We start from the raw sequence: 19,736 nt of genomic DNA on the forward strand, positions 1-19,736 counted from the left end.
GTCACGTGACGGCACCGCAGAGTCGGTAATCCTCTGCGGTGTCGTCGACAGCTTCCTGCCCCCCGCGGGCAGACGTGAAAGCGCCCCGGAGCGAATGCTCCCGGGCGCTTTCACGTCTGCTCGCCCAAAATGGCCGTGTCGTCACAGAAGAAACATTAGACACACACGTAACATCAGCTGGTGTCTCGCGGCCGCGCACCCACGATGCTGCTGACCGCCGCCCTGGCGACGGTCGTCATCGTCTCGTGGGTCTTGATGCGTCCCCCGGCCGCGAACCACCCACCGGCTCCGGCACGCGATACCCAACTCGCCGAGCAGCCACTGATCGGCCTCGGCGGCGGCGTGACCGTCCGCGAACTGACCCAGGACACCCCGTTCTCCCTGGTGGCGCTGACCGGCGACCTGGCCGGCACGTCGGCGCGGGTGCGCGCCAAGAAGCCCGACGGGTCATGGGGACCCTGGTATCAGACCGAGTACCAGACCTCTGCGCCGGACGGCGCCGGATCGGCGGCCGAGCCGCGCAGCACCGACCCGGTGTTCGTCGGCACCACCACGGCGGTGCAGATCGCCGTTACCCGGCCGGTCGACGCCCCGGTGACGCAAGCGCCCCCCGCCCCGTCCCAACCGGGCGGCCTGGGCTACCGGCCGGCCACCAAGGAACAGCCGTTCGGGCAGAACATCAATGCGATCCTCATCTCGCCGCCGCAGGCGCCCGCGGAAACCCACTGGACGCCGCCGACCGGCGTCACCATGCCGGGCCAGGCGCCGCAGATCATCAGCCGCGCGGAGTGGGGCGCCGACGAGTCACTGCGGTGCGGCAGCCCCGAATACGACCGCAGCGTGCGCGCGGCCGTGGTCCACCACACCGCCGGCAGCAACGACTACTCGCCGCTGGAATCGGCCGGCATCGTCAAGGCGATTTACACCTACCACAGCAAGACCCTGGGCTGGTGCGACATCGCCTACAACGCCCTGGTGGACAAGTACGGCCAGGTCTTCGAAGGCAGCGCGGGCGGCCTCACCAAGCCGGTCGAGGCGTTCCACACCGGCGGATTCAACCGGGAGACCTGGGGCGTGGCCATGCTCGGCAACTTCGACGACGTCGCCCCCACCCCCATCCAGATCCGGACCATCGGACGCCTGCTGGGTTGGCGCCTCGGGCTGGCCGAAGTCGACCCGAAAAGCACGGTGGAGCTGGTGTCGGCGGGCAGCTCCTACACCACCTATCCGGGAGGCGCGATAGCCAGGCTGCCGGCCATCTTCACCCACCGCGACGTCGGCAACACCGATTGCCCGGGCAACGCCGCCTACGCGCTGATGGACGAGATCCGGGATATCGCGGCGCATTTCAACGATCCGCCGGAGGAACTGATCAAGGCCCTGGAGGGCGGCGCCATCTACCAGCACTGGCAGGAGATGGGCGGCATGACCAGCGTGCTGGGCGCGCCGACCTCACCGGAGGCCGACGGCGCGGACGGATCCCGGTTCGTCACCTTCGCCAAGGGCGCGATGTACTGGTCGCCGGCCACCGGCGTGCAACCGGTCACCGGTGCCATCTACGACGCCTGGGCGGCGCAGAGTTACGAGCGCGGCCCGCTCGGGTTGCCGACCAGCGCGGAGATCCAGGAGCCGCTGCGCATCACCCAGAACTTCGTGCACGGGACGTTGAACTTCGAACGGCTGACCGGCAACATGACCCAGGTCCTGGACGGGATCGCGACGCCGCTGTCCACCCAGCCCCCGAGCGGCCCGAACGTGCCGCCCGAACACTTCTCGTTGCCGGCCCACCCGCCCAACTAGTCTCACGGGGTGCCCGAAACGCCCTACCTGAGGATCGATCTCGACCGGGTGCGCGCAGATTTCCGGGCGCTGCGGTCCGCACTGCCCGACGCGGACATCCGGTACGCCGTCAAGGCCAATCCCGCCCCGCCGGTGCTGCGACTGCTGGCCGACGAGGGTTCCGCGTTCGACGTCGCCTCCGTCGGCGAGGCCGACGCCTGCATCCGCGCGGAGATCGACGGTCGTCGGCTGGCCTTCGGCAATACCATCAAGAAACCGACGGCGGTGGCGGCGGCGTACGCGCGCGGAGTGCGCCTGTTCGCGTTCGACACCGCGCACGACCTGGCCGTGCTGGCCGAGCACGCGCCCGGAGCCCGAGTGGAATGCCGGATAGCTCCGGCATTCCCGTCATCGGTGACTCCCTTCGGACACAAATTCGGCTGCGTCCCGCACCAGGCCGGCGAACTGCTCACCCGCGCCCGGTCGTTGGGCCTAGCGGCCGAGGGCGTGAGCTTTCACGTCGGGTCGCAACAACTCGACGCGGGTGCATGGGATATCGGCATTGGTTGTGCGGCAGCGATATTCGACGCTGTCGGCGGACTGACCACGATAAACGCCGGCGGTGGATTTCCGCTACCCTACGCCGGCGACGCACCGGATCCCGAGGTGATCGCCGACACCATCACGGCGTCACTGCGGCGTCATTTCGGTGCGCAGCCACCGAGGCTGGCGGTGGAGCCCGGACGGGTGGTCGTCGGTTCCGCCGGCACCATCGCATGCGAGGTGGTGTCGGTGCGCACCGGGACCGACGGCCGCCGTTGGGTGTACCTCGATGTCGGCCGCTACAGCGGTCTCGCCGAAACCGAGAACGAGTACATCCGCTACCGGTTGCGGACGCAGCGCGACGGTGACGAAGTCGCGGACGCCGTGCTGGCGGGGCCCACGTGCGACGGTGACGACGTTCTGTACCAACGTTATTCGCTGCCGGTCACACTGCGCCCGGGTGACGCGGTCGAGATTTGTGACACCGGCGCCTACACCGGCAGTTACGCGTCGGTGCAGTTCAACGGATTCCCGCCGCTGCCAACGATCTTCGGCGCGGCTGCGCAACCGGCCCGCACCCTCGTCGAACCGTTGGCGCCGGGGCTGACCCGCAGCTGGACGCTGTCCGAGGTGCTCTGCGACGTCCGAACCCGGTACCAGGAACTGGTTATCGGCCGCACCGAGCAGGGCGTCGCGCTGTTCAGCGACGGCGAACGCCAGAGCACCGAATTCAGTCAGCTGGTCTATCACGAAGCGTTGCTGGTGCCCGCGCTGTTGCTGGCCGGCCGTGTCGAGCGCGTGCTGATCGTCGGCTCCGGGGAGGGGGTGATCAGCCAGCTGGCCGTCGCCGCCGGAGCCGGCCACGTCGATCACGTCGATATCGACCGTGAAGCGGTGCGGTTGTGCGCCGAACATCTGCCCTACGGGTATTCGACGGCCGAATTGCGCAGAGCCGAACAGGGTATCGGCCCGATCACCATGCACTACCGGGACGGTTGGGACTTCGTGGACGGGGCGCCGTTGTCATACGACGTCGTGGTGGTGGACCTGCCCGACGAGCGCTCCGGGTCCGCGCAGCACAACCGCCTCTACGACATCGACTTCCTGCAGCGGTGCCGCGCACTTGGCCGCGTGGTGGTCGACCAGGCGGGCTGCCCGACGCTGTGGCGCAACGAGACCCTGCTGTCGTCGTGGCGGCGATTCCGCGAGACATTCGCCACTGTGGTCTATTTCGGCAGCGACGAGCACGAGTGGGCATTCCTGTCCGGCTTGTCGGAACCCGTCGAAGACCCGGTGTCACTCATGTCCGAACGGCTGCAGTCCCTCGCCTACCGACCGCTCACCATCGACGGCGTCTCGTTGATCGGCGCGACGGTGCCGCCAAAAGCTTTGCGGGACAACGTCTAGAGCGGGCAGGCGGCGCGCTCGCGGATTCCCCGCAGCATCCCGCGTTCCATCACGAAGTGCGGTATGTCGAAGAACGCCATCCCGGCCACACCCCCGGTGCCGCGGGCCAGCAGGCGGGTCGCGCCGTTCTGCGGCCGCAGGTAGAAGGCCCATGACGCGTCGGCCTTTTCGCCGCGTTGCACCCGGTCGAAGTCCGGTCGCGACATCAACACCAGATGCGACTGCGGCTTGACCGCCACGACCACCTGGCTCGCGTTGCGGCCGTAGCGCCGGGCCAGCCAGACGGTGTCGCCGACCTTCACGTTCTGCCATTCCGGATGCACGGTGTCGGCGTTGTGAATATGGGTGCCCACCAAGCGTTCCAGCCAGTCGTAGCTGTAGAAGCCGCCGCGATCCTCACCGATCTGCGCCAGCCACGGCCAGACGGCCTCCGGCGGTGCGGCGATGGTGATCCCGCGGGTGGTGCGCACCGATCCGGGCTGGACGAGTTCGTCGCCGGGCAGTTCGGCGGCCACCTCCGCGTCGGTGGCGCCCCAGTTGTACATCAGGGGTCGACCCACCCAGTTGTACATGCCGGCGATGCCGCCCGCCGCGAGCAGCGCGCCCAGCAGCGGCCTCTGGTTGCTCATGGATGCTGAGGCTAACGGCGCCGCCGGCCCGTCGGCAGAGGCTTAAGTCATCGGCGCCGGCTCGGCGGATACCCGTTCCAGCGGATGTGCGCGCGGGTGAAGGCGGCCGTCTCGGAATACCCGAGCCGCTGCCCGGTCTCCTCCACGGTCAGCCCCGACTTCAACAGCTCGCCGGCCAGCGCCGCGCGCACCTCGTCGAGCAGCGCGCGGAAACTGGTGCCCTCGCCGGCCAACCTGCGATGCAGGGTGCGCTCGGTGATGCACAGCTCCCTGGCGACGGTGGCCATCGACGGGATGGCCGAGGAATCCTGAATCAGCCGGGTACGGACGGATGCCGAGAACCCCCGACGGGTGCGCCGCCGGTTCAACAGCTCTTCGCACTGCCGGATGCAGATCGCGGCCGTCTGCGCGTCGGCGGCGGGCATGCTCCGCTGCATGAGGTCGGCCGGCATGATCAGCGCGCTGCGCGGGCCGCTCTGGACGACGACGGTCAGATTGTCGAGCTCGACGGTGTCGACGGGCAGTTGCAGATCGGCCAACTCCATCCGCACCGTCAAGGGGGTGGCATTGCGCCCCAACAGCAGCGGCAACAGTTTGAGCATGATCGCGAAATCCCGCTCGATGACGAAGCGCCGGACATCCCGCGGGACCCGGCTGTCGTCGAAGATCATCACCGCCTCGGCGGCCGTCACCTCCGGGGCGGACAGGCACACGTAGGAATCGGTCAGCGCGGCGTAGCGGCAGGCGACGTCGATGGCGTCGCCGAAGGTGGGACTGGCCATCAGGGCGTAGCCGAAGATCCCCGTGTCCGCGAGGTTGTACTGCATTCCCGTTTCCATACCGAGCCCGGGCCGGTCACCGAGGCGGCCGATCAGGTTGCGCGTCATCGTCAGCTCCTGGCTGGCGTAGATCTCGGTGGCCGGATCGTGCACTTCCGCCTCGGTCAGCCCCGTCCCGGATAGACACACTGCTGGTTCGAGGCCGTGCCGCCGGGCCGTTTCCAGGATGTGCCGCCCCGTTGTCGACGACAGCGCAACGTCCCAGATCTGCGCTTCGGCGCCGGGCATGCGTCCGAAAATATCAAATGTGTGTCCGAATCGGGCATTACCGGATCCCAGGCCCGGCTCTACCGTCATCTCCATGGCAACGGATTTGCTGCGGCCCGCACCACTGGCGCTCGTCTCGGCGGCGCGCAGCTCGGTAGCCGACCTGTGGCGCCCCGTCGCCGCCGGCGGATACCGCGATCTACGACGGCCCCGGCCCCATTCGGCGCCCGCGTCGGTACCGCGCACCACGTTCGACCCCACGCTGCTGCGCAATATCGCTGATCCGTATCCGGAGCTGCGGCGTCTTCGGGAGCACAGGGTGACGGTCAACGAGCGGCTCGGTGTGTGGATGCTCGGACGCTACGACGATGTGCACACCATCGTCCGGGACAGCACCGTCTTCACGTCGAGGGACGGCATCATGTTGCGCTCGTTCGTGGCCAACATGGTGATTTTCACCGACCCGCCCGACCACACCCGGCTGCGGCACATCGTCGCGCCGCTGTTCAGCAAGCGTGCGGTCCAGACGTGGCGCGACGACATCCGGGCGTTGGCCGAAGCGGCGGTGGCGGACCTGAGCAGCGGCGCGGTGGTCGACATGGTTCCGGCGCTGACCATACCGATGCCGATCAACGTGATCGCCCGGATTCTGGGAATCCCGCGGGAGCAGTGGCCGGCCTTCCGATCGGTGTCGGAACGGTTTGCGCAGATGTTCAGCCCCCGCTCGCTGCCGGAGGTCGTGCGGCTGATGGGATCGGCGATGCAGGCTTATCTGCGGCTGCGCAGCTTCGCTGACACCGAATTACGCTTGCGTGCAACGCATCCCGCCGACGATTTGTTGACCTGCCTGCAAGCGGCGAAGGCGGCCGGCGAGTTGACCGATCAAGAGGCCTTTCTCTACGTGCTGGTTCTGCTGGTCGCGGGGAACGAGACGACGACCAACCTGCTGGGTGTGCTGCTGGTTCAACTGGCGCAAGATCACGACCTGTTCGCAGAGCTGAAGGCCGACCGCAGCCTGCTGCCCGCGGCCGTCGAAGAGACAGCCCGGTGGGGCTCGCCGGTGCAATGGGTGACCCGGACCGCCACCACGGACTACCGAGTCGACGACGTGGTGATTCCCAGGGGGGCAAGGACTTTGTTGTTCTACGCCGCAGCCAACCGGGATGCGGCCAAATTCGAGGATCCCGACCGCTTCGACATCCACCGCAATACCACTGGACATCTGGCGTTCGGACACGGCCTGCACTTCTGCCTCGGAGCTCACCTGGCCCGCCTCGAGGCGGCAGCGGCCATCGATTGCCTGCTCGACGAAGTCGACGGCCTCGAACTCGCAGGGCCCGTGCGATGGAGCACCACGCCGTCGCTGCGCGGACCGATTTCGGTGCCGCTGCGCCTCAATCGGCGCTGAGAACCGCGGAATCCCGGCGCGCGACGGCGGCTGCGGATTAGGCTTCACCTGGCGGGGAAGTCATTCTGAGGGGATTCGGCCATGTCTTACTTGGTCACAACGCCAGATTGGGTCGCAGCGGCAGCCGGAGATCTGACGAGTATCGGCTCGGCGCTTCAGGAGGCCACGACGGCGGCCTCGGCGCCCACCACCGGCCTTGCGGCCGCCGCCGCGGACGAGGTGTCGGCCGGCGTCGCGCAATTGTTCGGCGGCCTCGGCGAGGAGTTTCAAGCCGTCAGCGCCCAGGTTTCCTCGTATCACGCCGAATTCGTGCGCCTGCTCAACGGTAGCGCGTCGGCGTACGTGGGGGCGGAAATCGCTTCTGCCGGACAGCTTCTCGCCGGTACGGTTAGTGCGCCGACCGCTGCCACGACGGTGCCGGGCGGCGCATACGGGCAGCTCGTCACCAACACGGTCACCAACCTCCAAGCCCTCGGAAGTGCCTGGGCCGCAGACCCCTTCCCCTTCCTCCGCCAGTTCCTGGCCAACCAGGCGGGCTATGCACAGCAGATCGCAACTGCTATCGCAAACATCCCCGCCAATCTGCCGAATCTTCCGGCGGCGATCGAAGCTGCCATCCGGCAGGCCATGTCCTTCAACGCCGCGTACTACGTGCAGCAGTTCATCGCCACGCAAGCCGGTTTCGCCCAGACGTTTGTCACCTCGGCGGTCAACGGGATCACCGGGTTGGTGGCCGGGCTGCCGCAGTTCAGCTCCGAGCTCCAGGTGGCGTTCGGGGCGCTGCTGGCCGGCAATTACACCGGCGCGGTAGCCGACGTCGGACTGGCTTTTGAACATCTCCTGGTCACCGGATTCGACCCCGGACCCGTGACCATTACCGCTAACATTCCGATTGGCTTCACCGCCACGCTGAGCCCGAAGGTGCTCGGCCCGCTTGGTGACTTCTTCACCATCATGAACCTGCCCGGCCAGGAGGCGCAGTTCCTCACCAACCTGATGCCGCCATCCATTCCTCGGCAGATGGCTCAGAACTTTACCAACGTGCTCAACACGCTCACCTTGCCCAGCATTTCGGCGGAGCTAAATCAACCGCTGACCGCGACGGGGACGCTCAGCGCATTCTTCGGCTTGCCGCTGGTGTTCACCTACGCGGCAGCCGGCGCTCCGTTCTCAGCCCTGGATGCGATGGCGACCAGCTTGCAAACATTCGAGGGTGCCTTGGCGGCAGGCGATTTCCTGGGGGCGGCCGGCACCCTCATCGATGCCCCGGCCAACATACTCGACGGGTTCCTCAATGCGCACAACACCTTCGACAGCGTGATCCAGGTCCCGACGAATCTTCCGTTCGGCTTACCCCCGCAGAACGTGACGATCACGCTGCACCTGCCGGCAGACGGAATTCTCGTTCCGCCGCACCCCGTTACCGCGACAGTCGACCCGCATCTACCAGGCATCGTCAACCCGTTCGACGTCACCGTCTTCGGCACGCCGTTCTCGGGACTGATTCCCCTGTTGGTGAACTACACGCCGCAGCAGCTCGCGCTGGCGATAAAGCCGGCGTAGCGCGCGGACCCGCCTCAGAGAATCGCGACCGACACCACAATCCCCAGCGCGAATTGCGCCGCTGCCACCATCAAAGCGTTGTAGCTGAATTCGTCGGAGGGGAACAACGCGTCCATGTCGATACCGATCACCACGGCTGCGATCCGCATCATCGCCACCTGCGAGGCGATACCGACCAAACCGAAGACCGCCGACGCCAGCAGTCCCTCCCGCAAGTTGCCCGACGACGAGTAAATCGCAATGACCACAATGAAAGCCATGCTGACCATTCCGGCCGCGGCCACCAGAATGGCGTTGGGCTTGCCCGCGTTGACCATCTTGCGCAGCGGCCCCGGCGTGGTCAGATCAATGGCGTAGAAGCCGATGATCATCAGCACCAGCCCGAGGATCGAGTAGAGCACGATGGCACCGGCGCCGCGCCCCAGCCAGCTCCAGTAGTCCGAATGCAGCGCAACAATCGTCGTCGTCATCGAAGATCAACTCCGTTCATATCGGGAAGGTTCATCTCAGTGGAATTCGGTGTGGAACGAATGCCGCGCCATCATCGGTGATGAGTCCGGCAGTCTCGCGGATGCCGAGCCCCGCAGCGGTATCCCCGACCACCCACGCGCCCAGGGCCGGTCGCATGTCGTCGAACTCGGGAAGCGGGTCCAACAGCTGGTAGACGAATCCCTCTTCGCCGTAGAAGCCGCCGGTGGCCGTCTCCATGCCGGCGCCAACGACGGTGACGTTCGCGCCTTCACGTCCGAGCTTCGGCTTGCGCACATATTCGGTGAGTTCGTGCGGGTCGTCGAGGTAGGCGGGCAACAGGTTCGGGTGCCCCGGGTACATCTCCCACAGCACGGCCAGGATCGCCTTGTTGGACAGCAGCGTCTTCCACAGCGGTTCGATCCACATGGTCTGCGGCAGCGTCTGCACCACATACTTACCGAACTGATCGTCGAGCACCCACTCCCACGGGTGCAGCTTGAAGATCGCCTGAATCGGGTCCTCTTCGAGATCGACGAATCGCTCCAGCGCGGAGTCCCAGCCGACGTCCTCGATCAACAGCCCGACCGTCTGAAAACCGGCCTCCGCCGCCGTCTCCTGTAGATAGGTGGTCGTGATCTGGTCCTCGCCGGTGGCCTCCACGCCGGACCACGCGAAGTGTAATTCGTTGCTGGGCAATAGATCCCGCACAATCTTCCAGCGGTCGACCAGTTGCTCGTGCAATGAGTTCCATTGATCGTCTTCGGGGAACTTGTCTTTGAGCCAATACCATTGCAGGATCGCGGCTTCCAGCAACGTGGTGGGCGTATCGGCGTTGTACTCCAGCAGCACCGCGGGGCGCCGGCCGTCATAGCGGAGGTCGAAGCGGCCGTACACATGTGGATCCGAACGGCGCCACGATTCGGCGACGTGCGGCCAACTCCATTCCGGCAGGCCGAAATCGGCGTACCGCTCCATCAGGACCACCTGTTCGACGGCGTTCAGGCACATCGAGTGGAGCAGTTCGACGTCGGCTTCCAGCGCCAGGATCTCGTCCATCTCGAACTCGTAATAGACCGACTCGTCCCAATACGGCCGGTCGTCGCCACGGGCATCGCGCGCGGGTGTCCCGTAGACAAGCCCCTGCGATTCGACGATCGACTGCCAGTTCGGCCGCGGCTGGGACCTGACGCGTTTCACGAGCCGCCGCCGCCCTTGCCGCCGCTGCCCCCGATGCCGCCGCGCTGGATCGTGGTACCCGACTTCGTGGTGACGTTCGCCCCCTTCGGAATGCTCGTCGATCCCCCGATCGGCCGCTGCCCGACCGAACCCGAGCTGCCGTAGTAATAGCGGTAGGAGTGCCCGCCCCAGAAGAAGAAGCCGTTCATGCCCGGCGTGTGGCCGGTGCAGTAACTGTCCGGGACGATCACCGGCTGACCATTGGGGTCGTCCTGGACGCATTGCGCGGTCACATTGGCCGGCCTCAACAGCCAGTACCCCACGCCGGCCACCAGGCCGACGACTCCGACTGCGGCCGCCGATCCCATCAGGATCCGCTTCTGCTTCTGCCGCTTGGCCTCGGCTGCCTGCCGCGCCTCTTCGAGCTCGCGCTGCTTTTCTTCGTGCTTCTTGCGGGCGCGCAACTCGGCAGGCGTCGGCGGCCTGGGCTTGGTCGTGGCAGCGTCCTGGAACTGAATGCTGCCCAGGGGTTTGAGCTTGGGTGTGGTGTCCTTCGTGGGCTGACCGATCGGCGGGATCAGCCCCTCGGGCACTTTGTCCGGCGCCGGCGCATCCTTATCCGGCCGATTCGCACCGAACGAACTGCGGCGTGGGCGATCCGCAGCCGGCTCACTGCGCTCGGGCTTGGTCTCCTCGGTCCTACCGCCCTCGGGCGGATCTGATTCGGAATCCACTAGGTCGCCTCCGGTCCCCTCTCACCGTGGCACGCTTTCCTCAACACGCGGGCAGTCTCCCACATCGCGGCGGCATCCGTGGCTAAGACCACCAGCGCTCCAGAACTTGTGCCACACCGTCCGCGCTGTTGGGTGCCGTCACCTCGTCGGCCGCGGCCACCGCTTCGGGGTGCGCGTTGCCCATCGCCACCCCCAGCCCGGCCTGCAGCAGCATCGGGACGTCGTTGGGCATGTCGCCGAAGGCGACCACCTGCGACTCGGCGATGCCGAGCGGTTCGGCGACCTCGCGCAGACCGCTTGCTTTACTGATGCCCCTCGGCAGAATCTCCAGCAGGCCGTTGTTGGTCGAGTAGGTCACATCGCCCTCATCGCCGATATGCCCGGCCAGCGCGGCCGCCATGTCCGCACTGAGCGCTCCGGCCTTGCGGATCAGCAGCTTGATCGCCGGCGCGCTCAGCAGGTCGTCGAAGGACACTTCGGTGTTGTCGGGGTTGAGCCATGCATGCTCGTAGCCCGGTGAGCTGATGAACTGCGGGGTCGCGGTGTCATGAGCGCGTTCGCCGATCCGCTCGACCGCCAGCCCGGCGCCCGGAATCACCTGCCGCGCGATGTCGGCCAACACCGCCAGGGTGTCGACCGACAGCGTCTGCGCCGACAACACCTTGTCGTGTTCGGGGTCGTAGATGACGGCACCGTTCGCGCACACCGCCATCGGCGCGAACCCGAGGGCCTCGACCACCGGCCTGATCCAGCGCGGCGGACGGCCGGTGGCCAGCACGAAGTGCGCTCCCCCGGCGACGGCGGCATGCACTGCGGCACGTGTGCGCGGGCTGAGCGCTTCTTCGTCATTGAGCAGGGTGCCGTCGACGTCACACCCGATGAGCGCGGGTTGGTTCGTCGATGAGATTCGCGTCGAGGTCGGCTCAGGCATCGGAGCCCCGGGCCGAGGCGTAGTTACGGGCGGCTGGGGTTGTCAGTGGGTCCCGCCTTCTGTCGCTTCTTCGCGGCATCGTCGTAGAGCGCGCGCTTGCGGGCTCGTTCGGCGAGTTCGGCGATACGGAATTCTCTGGACTCGTCCGGAGTAGGCGCGCTCCCACCCAACCGGCGCGGCACCCAGGGCTCCCCCGGCGGGTGCGGATAGTTTTCCTGCGCCCAGTACAGCATCGCCTGCATCGCCTGGCGGAGAGTGGCGTTGAGCGCCTCGTGGTCGCTTCCCGGAGCCAACGGCGGCCCGATTGCCGCGGTGATGGGAATCTTGCTGCGCACCAGCTTCTTGGGATGGTCCTTCGGCCAGATCCGGTGTGCACCCCAGACGATCATCGGAATGATCGGCACCTGCGCCTCGACCGCCATCCGCGCGGCGCCGGTCTTGAACTCCCTGAGTTCGAAGCTCCGGCTGATCGTCGCCTCCGGATGCACGCCGATAAGCTCGCCCTCCCGCAGCCGCTGCACGGCGACCGCATAGGCGTCGGCACCCATGCTGCGGTCGACCGGGATCAGCTGGATGTGCTTGATCACGTAGTTGACCGCCTTCACCTCCTGCATCTCGGCCTTGATCATGAACCGCAACCGGCGCTTGCGTTCCTTGGCCGCAAGCGACGCGGGGATCCAGTCCACATAGCTGGTGTGATTGAGGGCGACGATGCCGCCGCCTTGCGACGGAATGTTCTCCAGACCGTGGTACGTGATCTTGTTGCCGTTCAACGCCATAGCGGTCGGAACGAGATATTCCAGTATCCGGAAGACTGGCTCGGCCATCTTTTCGGTCTCCTTTTTCCCTACCGTGACTGACGCGGTGTCCGGCGTGCGACCCTTGCCGCCGTCTCCTCAGCGTCCATTCGCGCGGCCTCGTCCAACGTCGGCGCCCCGCCACCAAGCCGGTGTGGCACCCAGCGTTCGCCGGCTGGATGAGGATAGTGCTGCTGTACCTGACGCAGCAGCACAGCCATCGATTCCCGCAATACCTCGTTGGTACGCGCGACGTCCTGGGCCGCCCGCACCGGTTCGCCCACCGCCACGGTGACCGGCACCTTCTTGTGCCCCAGTTGTCGGGGCAGCCCCTTGGTCCAGATTCGTTGGGCACCCCAGACGATCAGCGGGACGATCGGTACCTCGGCTTCGATGGCCATCCGCGCGGCGCCCGACTTGAAGTCCTTGAGCTCGAAGCTGCGGCTGATCGTGGCTTCCGGATAGACCGCGACCAGTTCGCCGTCGCGCAACGCCTGTACCGCCGAGGCATAGGCGTCCGCGCCGGAGCCGCGGTCCACCGGAATGGCACCGTTCTTCTTGATCAGGAAGTTGACGATTTTCACCCGCTGCATTTCGGCCTTGATCATGAACCGCAGCCGGCGGTGCCGACGGCGCAGGGCCAGACCCGCCGGCAGAAAATCGACGTAACTGGTGTGGTTGATGGCGATCACGGCGCCGCCCTGCGCGGGAATGTTCTGCTCGCCCATGAAAGTGATCCGCGTCCCGGTGGCCCGAACCAGGAACTGGGCCACGATCTCGCAGGCGCGGTAAATGGGCTCCGCCATCGGTCACTGCTCCGGGGCTCCGGTGGGGTGCGCCCGCTCCGCGCGGCGAGCCGCTTTGGCCGCCGCCTCCTCGGCGTCCATGCGGGCGGCCTCGGCCAGCGACGGGGCGCCGCCGCCCAGCCGCCGCGGCACCCAGAATTCACCCGCCGGGTGCGGCCCGTACTGCTCCTGGGCGCGAATCAGCAGGTGCTGCATGCGGGAATGCAACAGCGCGGTCAGCTCAGTGGTCGACAAAGTCGGTTCGATCGGTTCGCCGACGATCACCTGAATCGGCACCTTTGGCCGGAAGATCTTCTTGGGATGACCCTTGGTCCAGATCCGCTGGGCCCCCCAGACGACGTGCGGAACGATCGGCACGCCGGCCTCGATCGCCATCCGGGCGGCGCCGGTCTTGAACTCCTTGATCTCGAAGCTGCGGCTGATCGTCGCCTCGGGATAGACGCCGACCAGCTCACCGGCTCTGAGCTTGTCGACGGCTGCGGCATACGACGCGGCGCCGCTGTCCCGGTCCACCGGGATATGCCGGAACGAGCGCATCAGTGGGCCGGCGACCTTGTGGTCGAAGACCTCCTGCTTGGCCATGAACCGCACCTTGCGCCCGAGCCCCTGCTTATAGGCCGGCAGACCCGCCAGCGTGAAGTCGAGGTAACCGGTGTGGTTGATCGCGACCACGGCGCCACCACTGGTCGGTAGATTCTCGACGCCGGTCACGGTGATCTTCAGACCCTGCAAGCGGAAGATCATTCGGGCGAGGGTGATGGCGGTGCCGTATGCAGGTTCCACAGCAATTCAGCCTAATGCTCCGTGCTGCCAGATACCCCAACTGGGCAAAACGCGTAGTGCAGAGAGGTGAGCCTTGTCCTTCCCGTCGTCGCCGCCGCCGGTCCCCGACCTGGTGCGTCGGCTGGCCGCCGGGCGGCCGGTGCGCGCGGTGTGGCGCAACGAGCTGGGCGATATCACTTTCCGGGTGGGTGACGGAGCGGAGTTCGTCAAGCTGGGTGGGGTCCACTCGCCCGATTTCACCGGCGAAGTACACCGGTTGTCTTGGGCTGCGCCCTACATTCCGGTGCCAACCGTCATCGATTTCGGTTGCGCAGCGGACGGGGCCTGGCTGCGCACCGCCGGTTTACCCGGCCTGTCCGCGGTGCACCCGCGTTGGCAAGCGCAGCCCGCGGTCGCCGTCACTGCCATCGCTGTGGGATTGCGCACAATGCACGACAACCTCCCGGTGGCCTCATGCCCGTTCGACTGGTCGGTGGCCAGCCGGCTGCCGATGCTGCATCCCGCCCACCGGGCCAACCTGGAGGACCCCCCGCCGATCGATCGACTGGTGGTCTGCCATGGCGACGCCTGCGCGCCCAACACACTGATTGACGACGTCGGCCGCTATTGCGGGCAGGTGGATCTGGGTGAGCTCGGTGTGGCCGACCGGTGGGCCGACTTGGCGGTGGCAACGCTGTCATTGCGCTGGAACTACCCCGGCCGGAACTGGGAGCCGGAGTTCTTCGCCGCCTACGGCATCGACCCCGACCCCCTGCGCATCGACTACTACCGGCGGTTGTGGGAAGACCCGACGCTCTGACTCAAGCTAAACTCGGGGCGTCGCAGACACGGTCCCGAGAGGTATTTGTGCAGGTAACAAGCGTCGGCCACGCCGGCTTTCTGATCCAGACCCGGGCGGGCAGCATCTTGTGCGACCCGTGGGTCAACCCGGCGTACTTCGGGTCGTGGTTCCCGTTCCCCGACAACTCGCCGGCCTATTCGGGCCTGGACTGGGACGCCCTGGGCGACTGCGATTACCTGTACGTATCGCACCTGCACAAGGACCACTTCGACGCCAAGCTGCTGGATGCGCACGTCAGCAAGGACGCGGTGGTGCTGCTGCCGGATTTCCCGGTGCCCGACCTGCGACATGAGTTGGAGAAGCTGGGATTTCACCGGTTCTTCGAGACCACGGACTCGGTGAGCCACCGGTTGTCCGGCCCTAAGGGCGACCTCGACATCATGATCATCGCCCTGCGGGCACCGGCCGACGGCCCGATCGGCGACTCCGCGCTCGTGGTCTCCGACGGGCAGACCACGGTGTTCAACATGAATGACGCACGCCCGGTCGATCTGGACGTGCTGGCCGCCGACTTCGGGCACATCGACGTGCACCTGCTGCAGTACTCGGGCGCGATCTGGTATCCGATGGTCTACGACATGCCGGCCCGCGCCAAGGAGGCCTTCGCCACCCAGAAGCGGCAGCGCGGCATGGACCGGGCGCGGCAGTACATCGCGCAGGTCGGCGCGACGTGGGTGGTGCCGTCCGCCGGCCCGCCCGCCTTCCTGGACCCCGAACTGCGTCAACTCAACGACGACCGCCACGATCCGGCCAACATCTTTCCGGACCAGATGGTGTTCCTCGACCAGATGCGCCGCCACGGCCACGACCGCGGACTGCTGATGATGCCCGGGTCGGTCGCCGATTTCACCGGCTCTGAACTGAACTCGCTGCGGCACCCGCTGCCCACGGAGCAGGTGGAGGCGATCTTCACCACCGGCAAGGCCGACTACATCGCCGACTACGCCGAGCGGATGGCGCCGGTGCTGGCCGCGGAGAAAGCCGGCTGGGCTCCGGCGGCCGGAGAGCCGCTGCTCGAGCCGTTGCGCGCATTGTTCGAGCCGATCATGTTGCAGAGCGACGAGATCTGCGACGGCATCGGTTACCCGGTAGAACTGGTGATCGGCTCGGAGACGGTGATCCTGGACTTTCCCAAACGGGCTGTGCGGGAGAGCATTCCCGACGAGAAGTTCCGCTACGGGTTCGAGATCGCGCCGGAGTTGGTGCGCACGGTGCTGCGCGACAACGAACCGGACTGGGTCAACACCATCTTCCTGTCGACCCGCTTCCGGGCCTGGCGGGTCGGCGGCTACAACGAGTACCTGTACACCTTCTTCAAGTGCCTGACCGACGAACGGATCGCCTACGCCGACGGCTGGTTCGCCGAGAGCCACGACGACTCGGCGTCGATCACGCTGGACGGCTGGGAAATTCAGCGGCGTTGTCCCCACCTCAAGGCCGATCTGTCGAAATTCGGTGTGGTCGAGGGCAATACGCTGACCTGTAACTTGCACGGCTGGCAGTGGCGGCTGGAGGACGGGCGCTGCCTGACCACCCGTGGTCACCAGTTGCGGAGCTGCCGGGCATGAGCACTGACGCGGACCTGTGCTACGACGACGGCGCCGTCCAGTTGGATCAGATGGCGATCACCTTGCGCCGCTACCATTTTCCCTCGGGTACCGCGAAAGTCATCGGCCTGGACCAGATCCGGGGATACAAGGCCGAGCCGCTCGGGCTGTTCACCGTGCGGTTCAACATCTGGGGCAGCCCGGACCTGCGCCGCTGGCTGCCGCTGGATCTGTACCGGCCGCTCAAGTCGACGCTGATCACCCTCGACATCCCGGGGTCGCAACCCGCCTTCACCCCGGCGCGTCCGGACGAGTTCCTGGCCTGCCTGGACGAACTGCTCGACAAGCGCGGCTGACCTGTCGCCGAACGTGACTGTAGCGTCACGCTCGGCGTCGAGCGTGACGACAGCTTCACGTTCGGCGGGCCGGCTCGGCGAACCCTTAACGGTCCTCGAGTGCCGTGCGCCCGGCGTTATAGCCCGGGGTGAACGTGATGCCCGGTCCGCCGTGGCATCCGGCACTACCCAGGTAGAGACCCTGCACCGGAATCGGCTGTCCGATATAGCCTTTCGGGCCCGGGCGGTTCTGGCCGATCTGGTTCGAGCTCAGCAGGCCGTGGCAGTAGTCACCCCCGGGCGCACCGAACATCACGCCCATGTGCTTGGGCGTGAAGGTGGTGTGGCGGATGATGCTGCGCTCGAAATTCGGCGCCAGCCGGGTGATCTTGTCGATGACCCGCTGACCCATCTCGACTTTGGCCTGGCCGTAGTCGGCGCCGCCTTCGATGGGAAACCACAGGGCAAAGGCCGAGGCGGCATGCTTGCCTTCGGGCGCCAGAGCGGGATCGTGCACCGACGGGATCTGCAGCACCAGCGTCGGATCCGCGGGCACGATCCCGCGGCGGCAGTCCTCCCACTGCTGCTGAACTTCCTCCGGGGTGCAGAAGATGCCGATCGACGCCTGCATGGTGGGGTCGTTGAGTGCCTCGTAGGGCGCGACGAACTGCGGGGTCTCGTCCAGCGCGAAGTGCATCTGCAGGTAGCTGCCGCGGTGGTCGATGCGTCCGTAGCGTTCCCGGATCTCGGCCGGCAGCACCGACGGATCGATCAGGTCGTTGAGCGTCACGTCGGGCGCCACCGAGGAGACGACGATGGGCGCGGTCAATGTCTCCCCGGCCTCGGTGCGCACTCCGCTCACCCGGCCGTCAGCAACCAGGATCTCGGTGACCTTGGAGCGCAGCCGGACTTCGCCGCCGTTGTCCTCCAGCACCTGAGCCAGGTGCGCGGTGAGCGCGCCGATGCCACCGCGCAACTTCTTCATCTGGACCAACTCGCCCTCCGGAATGCCGAGGCCGAAGGCCAGCGCGGCGGCACTGCCCGGCGTGGACGGGCCGCGGTAAAGGGTGTTGACGGCCAGCACCGTCATCGATCCCCGGATCGCGCCGTGCTTCTCGCGGTCTGGGAAGTATCGGTCCAGCACCTCGGTGACGGAGCCGAACAGCATGTCATCGATCGCCGAGCGCTCGAATTCGTTGGTGGCGCAGGCATACATCTCATCGAAGGTCTTGGGTAGCGTGCCGGCTTCGAAACGGCCGAGCGCGCGGGTGGGCGCCTGCGCCCACATCAGCAGACCACCCATGCCGGCCACCGCGTCGGCGCCGTGAACCTCATTGAGATGGGCGAACATCTTCATCGGGTCGCTGTACTGGACCAGTGGATCGTCACCGACTCCGCGCAGCGCGACCGACGTCACCTCCAGGTCGACCGTCGGTAGCGTGTCCAGGCCGAGTTCGCTGATTACCTCCGGGGACGTCGGAAACTGCACTGAGCCGGCGATTTCGAAGTGGTAGCCGTCGAACAGTTCCACGGTGGAGGCCATGCCGCCCGCATAGAGCTTGCCGTCCAAGCAGACGGTGCGCAGACCCGCCCGCTGCAGCATCACCGCCGCGGTCAATCCGTTGTGGCCCGCGCCGATGACAATCGCGTCGTACTGGTTTCCAGATTCAGACATGCCGACCTCCTGACTGGGAGGCTGGCACGCATCCGAAGTTTTGTCAATTATGACGAAACTTGACCGGCCGGCCAGGTTGCCCAAGAGTCGCTGAGGCCGGACCGCAGCGACTCCAGCGCCACATGGCTCATTCTGGCGAGTTCGCTGAGCGACCGGTCATTGCCCAACATCCAGGCCTCCATCGCCCCGAAGATCGCCGCCGCGATACACCGGGCGATCACCGTGCTGCGCAACCTCGCATCACCCGCCTGACCATTGGTGCAGCCCCGGCGGAGCAGCTGTGCCTGGATCGACTCCGCCAGATCGGCCTGCACGTCCCGGATATGGCGGACGATCCGGCCGGGGTCCAGCTCGCCGCCGCGCAGCGTCGCGATCTTGGTCACCGCCTCAACGTCATACGGGAAGGCGAACACCGCCGCCTGCACCGAATCGATGACCGCCTCGTCGATCGGGCGGGCGTCCAGCGCGGCCCGGAACCAGTTCAGCCCGGTGTAGTCAGCGAACAACAAATCGTGCTTGGAGCTGAAGTGCCGGTAGAACGTCCGTAACGAGACCCCGGCGTCCGCGGCGATCTGCTCGGCCGAGGTGTCCTCCACACCCTGAGCCAGGAACCGGACCACCGCCGCCTGACGCAGCGCCTCGCGAGTCCGCTCGCTCCGCGCCGTCTGTGCCGGCCTGACCATGGCGCTAAGGTACCGCAGCCGCCCAGCAATTGGTTATGACAATATTGACAAAACTTCGCTTGCCGGACGAGACTGCGCCCATGGTGTCTCTCATCGCCCACGCCGTCCTCGGTATCGCCGTCATCTTCTGGATCGTCTCCTCCAACCGGCAGGTCTATGCACGCCCGGCGGTCGGTCCGGCATTCTCTCCGCTGGAAGTCGTGTACTACGTCGTCGGCGTCGCCTCGATCGCATTGGGCTGGTACTTCAACATCCGCTTCGTCCAGGAGTACGCGCACGGGTCGCACAACCCGATCTGGGGTCCGGGCAGCTGGACGCAGTACATCCAGTTGATGTTCACCAACCCCGCGGCGGGCTCGGCCGGCCAGGACTACACGATCGCGAACGTGATCCTGCTGCCGCTGTTCTCCATCACCGACGGCTACCGGCGCGGGTTCAAGCGACCCTGGTTGTTCTTCGTAAGCAGCCTGTTCACCAGCTTCGCGTTCGCGTTCGCCTTCTACTTCGCCACGATCGAGCGGCAGCACCGGCACGAACGGGCGACCGTGGTCCCGGCGCCGAAGGTGGCCGCCTGACGGAAAG

The 19,736-nt window shown here is 66.6% G+C and carries 19 protein-coding genes; 8 read left to right on the forward strand and 11 right to left on the reverse strand.

The features are described from left to right. Window positions 1–204 precede the first annotated feature (204 nt). The gene (locus AWC08_RS12315; protein ID WP_069433404.1) at window positions 205–1,800 is read left to right on the forward strand and encodes an LGFP repeat-containing protein; all 1,596 of its coding nucleotides are present in this window, start codon (window positions 205–207) and stop codon (window positions 1,798–1,800) included. A 9-nt stretch (window positions 1,801–1,809) separates the two neighbouring features. Continuing rightward, complete coding sequence (locus tag AWC08_RS39035; RefSeq protein ID WP_069433403.1) at window positions 1,810–3,729, forward strand: spermine/spermidine synthase domain-containing protein; 1,920 nt, start codon at window positions 1,810–1,812, stop codon at window positions 3,727–3,729. Here the strand turns inward: AWC08_RS39035 and AWC08_RS12325 are convergent. Together AWC08_RS12325 and AWC08_RS12330 are read right to left on the reverse strand one after the other, a co-directional pair. Then, window positions 3,726–4,358, reverse strand: a complete 633-nt coding sequence (locus AWC08_RS12325; RefSeq protein ID WP_069433402.1) for a hypothetical protein — start codon at window positions 4,356–4,358, stop codon at window positions 3,726–3,728. The genes AWC08_RS39035 and AWC08_RS12325 overlap by 4 nt on opposite strands. A 47-nt stretch (window positions 4,359–4,405) precedes the next feature. Continuing rightward, the gene (locus AWC08_RS12330; RefSeq protein WP_065135324.1) at window positions 4,406–5,425 is read right to left on the reverse strand and encodes an AraC family transcriptional regulator; all 1,020 of its coding nucleotides are present in this window, start codon (window positions 5,423–5,425) and stop codon (window positions 4,406–4,408) included. 73 nt (window positions 5,426–5,498) lie between these two features. Here AWC08_RS12330 and AWC08_RS12335 point away from each other — a divergent pair, with 73 nt between their 5' ends. Both AWC08_RS12335 and AWC08_RS12340 read left to right on the forward strand, forming a co-directional pair. Beyond that, window positions 5,499–6,812, forward strand: coding sequence for a cytochrome P450 (locus tag AWC08_RS12335; RefSeq protein ID WP_083271101.1), 1,314 nt, complete (start codon window positions 5,499–5,501; stop codon window positions 6,810–6,812). Between the two features lie 81 nt (window positions 6,813–6,893). Then, complete coding sequence (locus tag AWC08_RS12340; protein WP_069433401.1) at window positions 6,894–8,375, forward strand: PE family protein; 1,482 nt, start codon at window positions 6,894–6,896, stop codon at window positions 8,373–8,375. A gap of 14 nt (window positions 8,376–8,389) precedes the next feature. On the opposite strand, the gene AWC08_RS12345 is transcribed toward AWC08_RS12340, so the two are convergent. From AWC08_RS12345 to AWC08_RS12375, 7 genes are all read right to left on the reverse strand, one after another. After that, complete coding sequence (locus tag AWC08_RS12345) at window positions 8,390–8,845, reverse strand: DUF350 domain-containing protein (protein ID WP_065135322.1); 456 nt, start codon at window positions 8,843–8,845, stop codon at window positions 8,390–8,392. 31 nt (window positions 8,846–8,876) lie between these two features. Beyond that, window positions 8,877–10,043, reverse strand: a complete 1,167-nt coding sequence (locus AWC08_RS12350; RefSeq protein WP_065135321.1) for a glutathionylspermidine synthase family protein — start codon at window positions 10,041–10,043, stop codon at window positions 8,877–8,879. Further along, a complete protein-coding gene (locus tag AWC08_RS12355) occupies window positions 10,040–10,756 on the reverse strand; it encodes a cell envelope integrity TolA family protein (protein ID WP_232007828.1) in 717 nt (238 codons plus the stop codon). Before AWC08_RS12355 ends, AWC08_RS12350 begins: the two co-directional genes overlap by 4 nt. A gap of 82 nt (window positions 10,757–10,838) precedes the next feature. Then, window positions 10,839–11,687 (reverse strand): Cof-type HAD-IIB family hydrolase, encoded by an 849-nt coding sequence (locus tag AWC08_RS12360; protein ID WP_069433400.1) that lies wholly within the window; start codon window positions 11,685–11,687, stop codon window positions 10,839–10,841. A 23-nt stretch (window positions 11,688–11,710) separates the two neighbouring features. Then, window positions 11,711–12,514 carry a lysophospholipid acyltransferase family protein gene (locus AWC08_RS12365; protein ID WP_065135319.1) on the reverse strand — a complete coding sequence of 268 codons (804 nt, stop codon included), beginning with the start codon at window positions 12,512–12,514 and terminating at the stop codon, window positions 11,711–11,713. 20 nt (window positions 12,515–12,534) lie between these two features. After that, window positions 12,535–13,290: a lysophospholipid acyltransferase family protein gene (locus AWC08_RS12370; protein ID WP_065135318.1), complete on the reverse strand. Its 756-nt coding sequence runs from the start codon at window positions 13,288–13,290 to the stop codon at window positions 12,535–12,537. A 3-nt stretch (window positions 13,291–13,293) separates the two neighbouring features. Further along, the gene (locus tag AWC08_RS12375; RefSeq protein ID WP_065135317.1) at window positions 13,294–14,073 is read right to left on the reverse strand and encodes a lysophospholipid acyltransferase family protein; all 780 of its coding nucleotides are present in this window, start codon (window positions 14,071–14,073) and stop codon (window positions 13,294–13,296) included. A gap of 73 nt (window positions 14,074–14,146) precedes the next feature. On the opposite strand from AWC08_RS12375, the gene AWC08_RS12380 reads away from it, so the two are divergent. Genes AWC08_RS12380 through AWC08_RS12390 form a run of 3 tightly spaced genes read left to right on the forward strand, consistent with a single transcriptional unit; the run spans window position 14,147 to window position 16,817 of the window. Then, entirely contained in the window at window positions 14,147–14,872 is a 726-nt protein-coding gene (locus AWC08_RS12380; RefSeq protein ID WP_065135316.1) for a phosphotransferase, read from the forward strand. Between the two features lie 47 nt (window positions 14,873–14,919). Then, on the forward strand, window positions 14,920–16,482 hold the full coding sequence (locus AWC08_RS12385) for an MBL fold metallo-hydrolase (protein WP_065135315.1): 1,563 nt from the start codon (window positions 14,920–14,922) through the stop codon (window positions 16,480–16,482). Continuing rightward, window positions 16,479–16,817, forward strand: a complete 339-nt coding sequence (locus AWC08_RS12390) for a hypothetical protein (RefSeq protein WP_065135314.1) — start codon at window positions 16,479–16,481, stop codon at window positions 16,815–16,817. Before AWC08_RS12385 ends, AWC08_RS12390 begins: the two co-directional genes overlap by 4 nt. A gap of 85 nt (window positions 16,818–16,902) precedes the next feature. Here the strand turns inward: AWC08_RS12390 and AWC08_RS12395 are convergent, their stop codons facing one another. Continuing rightward, on the reverse strand, window positions 16,903–18,471 hold the full coding sequence (locus tag AWC08_RS12395) for a phytoene desaturase family protein (RefSeq protein WP_069434931.1): 1,569 nt from the start codon (window positions 18,469–18,471) through the stop codon (window positions 16,903–16,905). A gap of 47 nt (window positions 18,472–18,518) precedes the next feature. Beyond that, entirely contained in the window at window positions 18,519–19,154 is a 636-nt protein-coding gene (locus AWC08_RS12400) for a TetR/AcrR family transcriptional regulator (RefSeq protein WP_069434930.1), read from the reverse strand. Window positions 19,155–19,234: 80 nt separating this feature from the next. Here AWC08_RS12400 and AWC08_RS12405 point away from each other — a divergent pair, with 80 nt between their 5' ends. Continuing rightward, complete coding sequence (locus AWC08_RS12405) at window positions 19,235–19,729, forward strand: DUF2834 domain-containing protein (RefSeq protein ID WP_065135311.1); 495 nt, start codon at window positions 19,235–19,237, stop codon at window positions 19,727–19,729. The last annotated feature ends 7 nt before the right edge of the window (window positions 19,730–19,736 follow it).

Source organism: Mycobacterium gordonae, assembly GCF_002101675.1.
Classification (GTDB): domain Bacteria; phylum Actinomycetota; class Actinomycetes; order Mycobacteriales; family Mycobacteriaceae; genus Mycobacterium; species Mycobacterium gordonae.

Coding starts and splice junctions, on each gene's coding strand:
- AWC08_RS12330 (WP_065135324.1), bottom strand. CDS start 5,425: ATGCCCGGCGCCGAAGCGCAGATCTGGGACGTTGCGCTGTCGTCGACA.
- AWC08_RS12400 (WP_069434930.1), bottom strand. CDS start 19,154: ATGGTCAGGCCGGCACAGACGGCGCGGAGCGAGCGGACTCGCGAGGCG.
- AWC08_RS12370 (WP_065135318.1), bottom strand. CDS start 13,290: ATGGCGGAGCCCATTTACCGCGCCTGCGAGATCGTGGCCCAGTTCCTG.
- AWC08_RS12365 (WP_065135319.1), bottom strand. CDS start 12,514: ATGGCCGAGCCAGTCTTCCGGATACTGGAATATCTCGTTCCGACCGCT.
- AWC08_RS12360 (WP_069433400.1), bottom strand. CDS start 11,687: ATGCCTGAGCCGACCTCGACGCGAATCTCATCGACGAACCAACCCGCG.
- AWC08_RS12345 (WP_065135322.1), bottom strand. CDS start 8,845: ATGACGACGACGATTGTTGCGCTGCATTCGGACTACTGGAGCTGGCTG.
- AWC08_RS12325 (WP_069433402.1), bottom strand. CDS start 4,358: ATGAGCAACCAGAGGCCGCTGCTGGGCGCGCTGCTCGCGGCGGGCGGC.
- AWC08_RS12395 (WP_069434931.1), bottom strand. CDS start 18,471: ATGTCTGAATCTGGAAACCAGTACGACGCGATTGTCATCGGCGCGGGC.
- AWC08_RS12405 (WP_065135311.1), top strand. CDS start 19,235: ATGGTGTCTCTCATCGCCCACGCCGTCCTCGGTATCGCCGTCATCTTC.
- AWC08_RS12340 (WP_069433401.1), top strand. CDS start 6,894: ATGTCTTACTTGGTCACAACGCCAGATTGGGTCGCAGCGGCAGCCGGA.
- AWC08_RS12335 (WP_083271101.1), top strand. CDS start 5,499: ATGGCAACGGATTTGCTGCGGCCCGCACCACTGGCGCTCGTCTCGGCG.
- AWC08_RS12315 (WP_069433404.1), top strand. CDS start 205: ATGCTGCTGACCGCCGCCCTGGCGACGGTCGTCATCGTCTCGTGGGTC.
- AWC08_RS12390 (WP_065135314.1), top strand. CDS start 16,479: ATGAGCACTGACGCGGACCTGTGCTACGACGACGGCGCCGTCCAGTTG.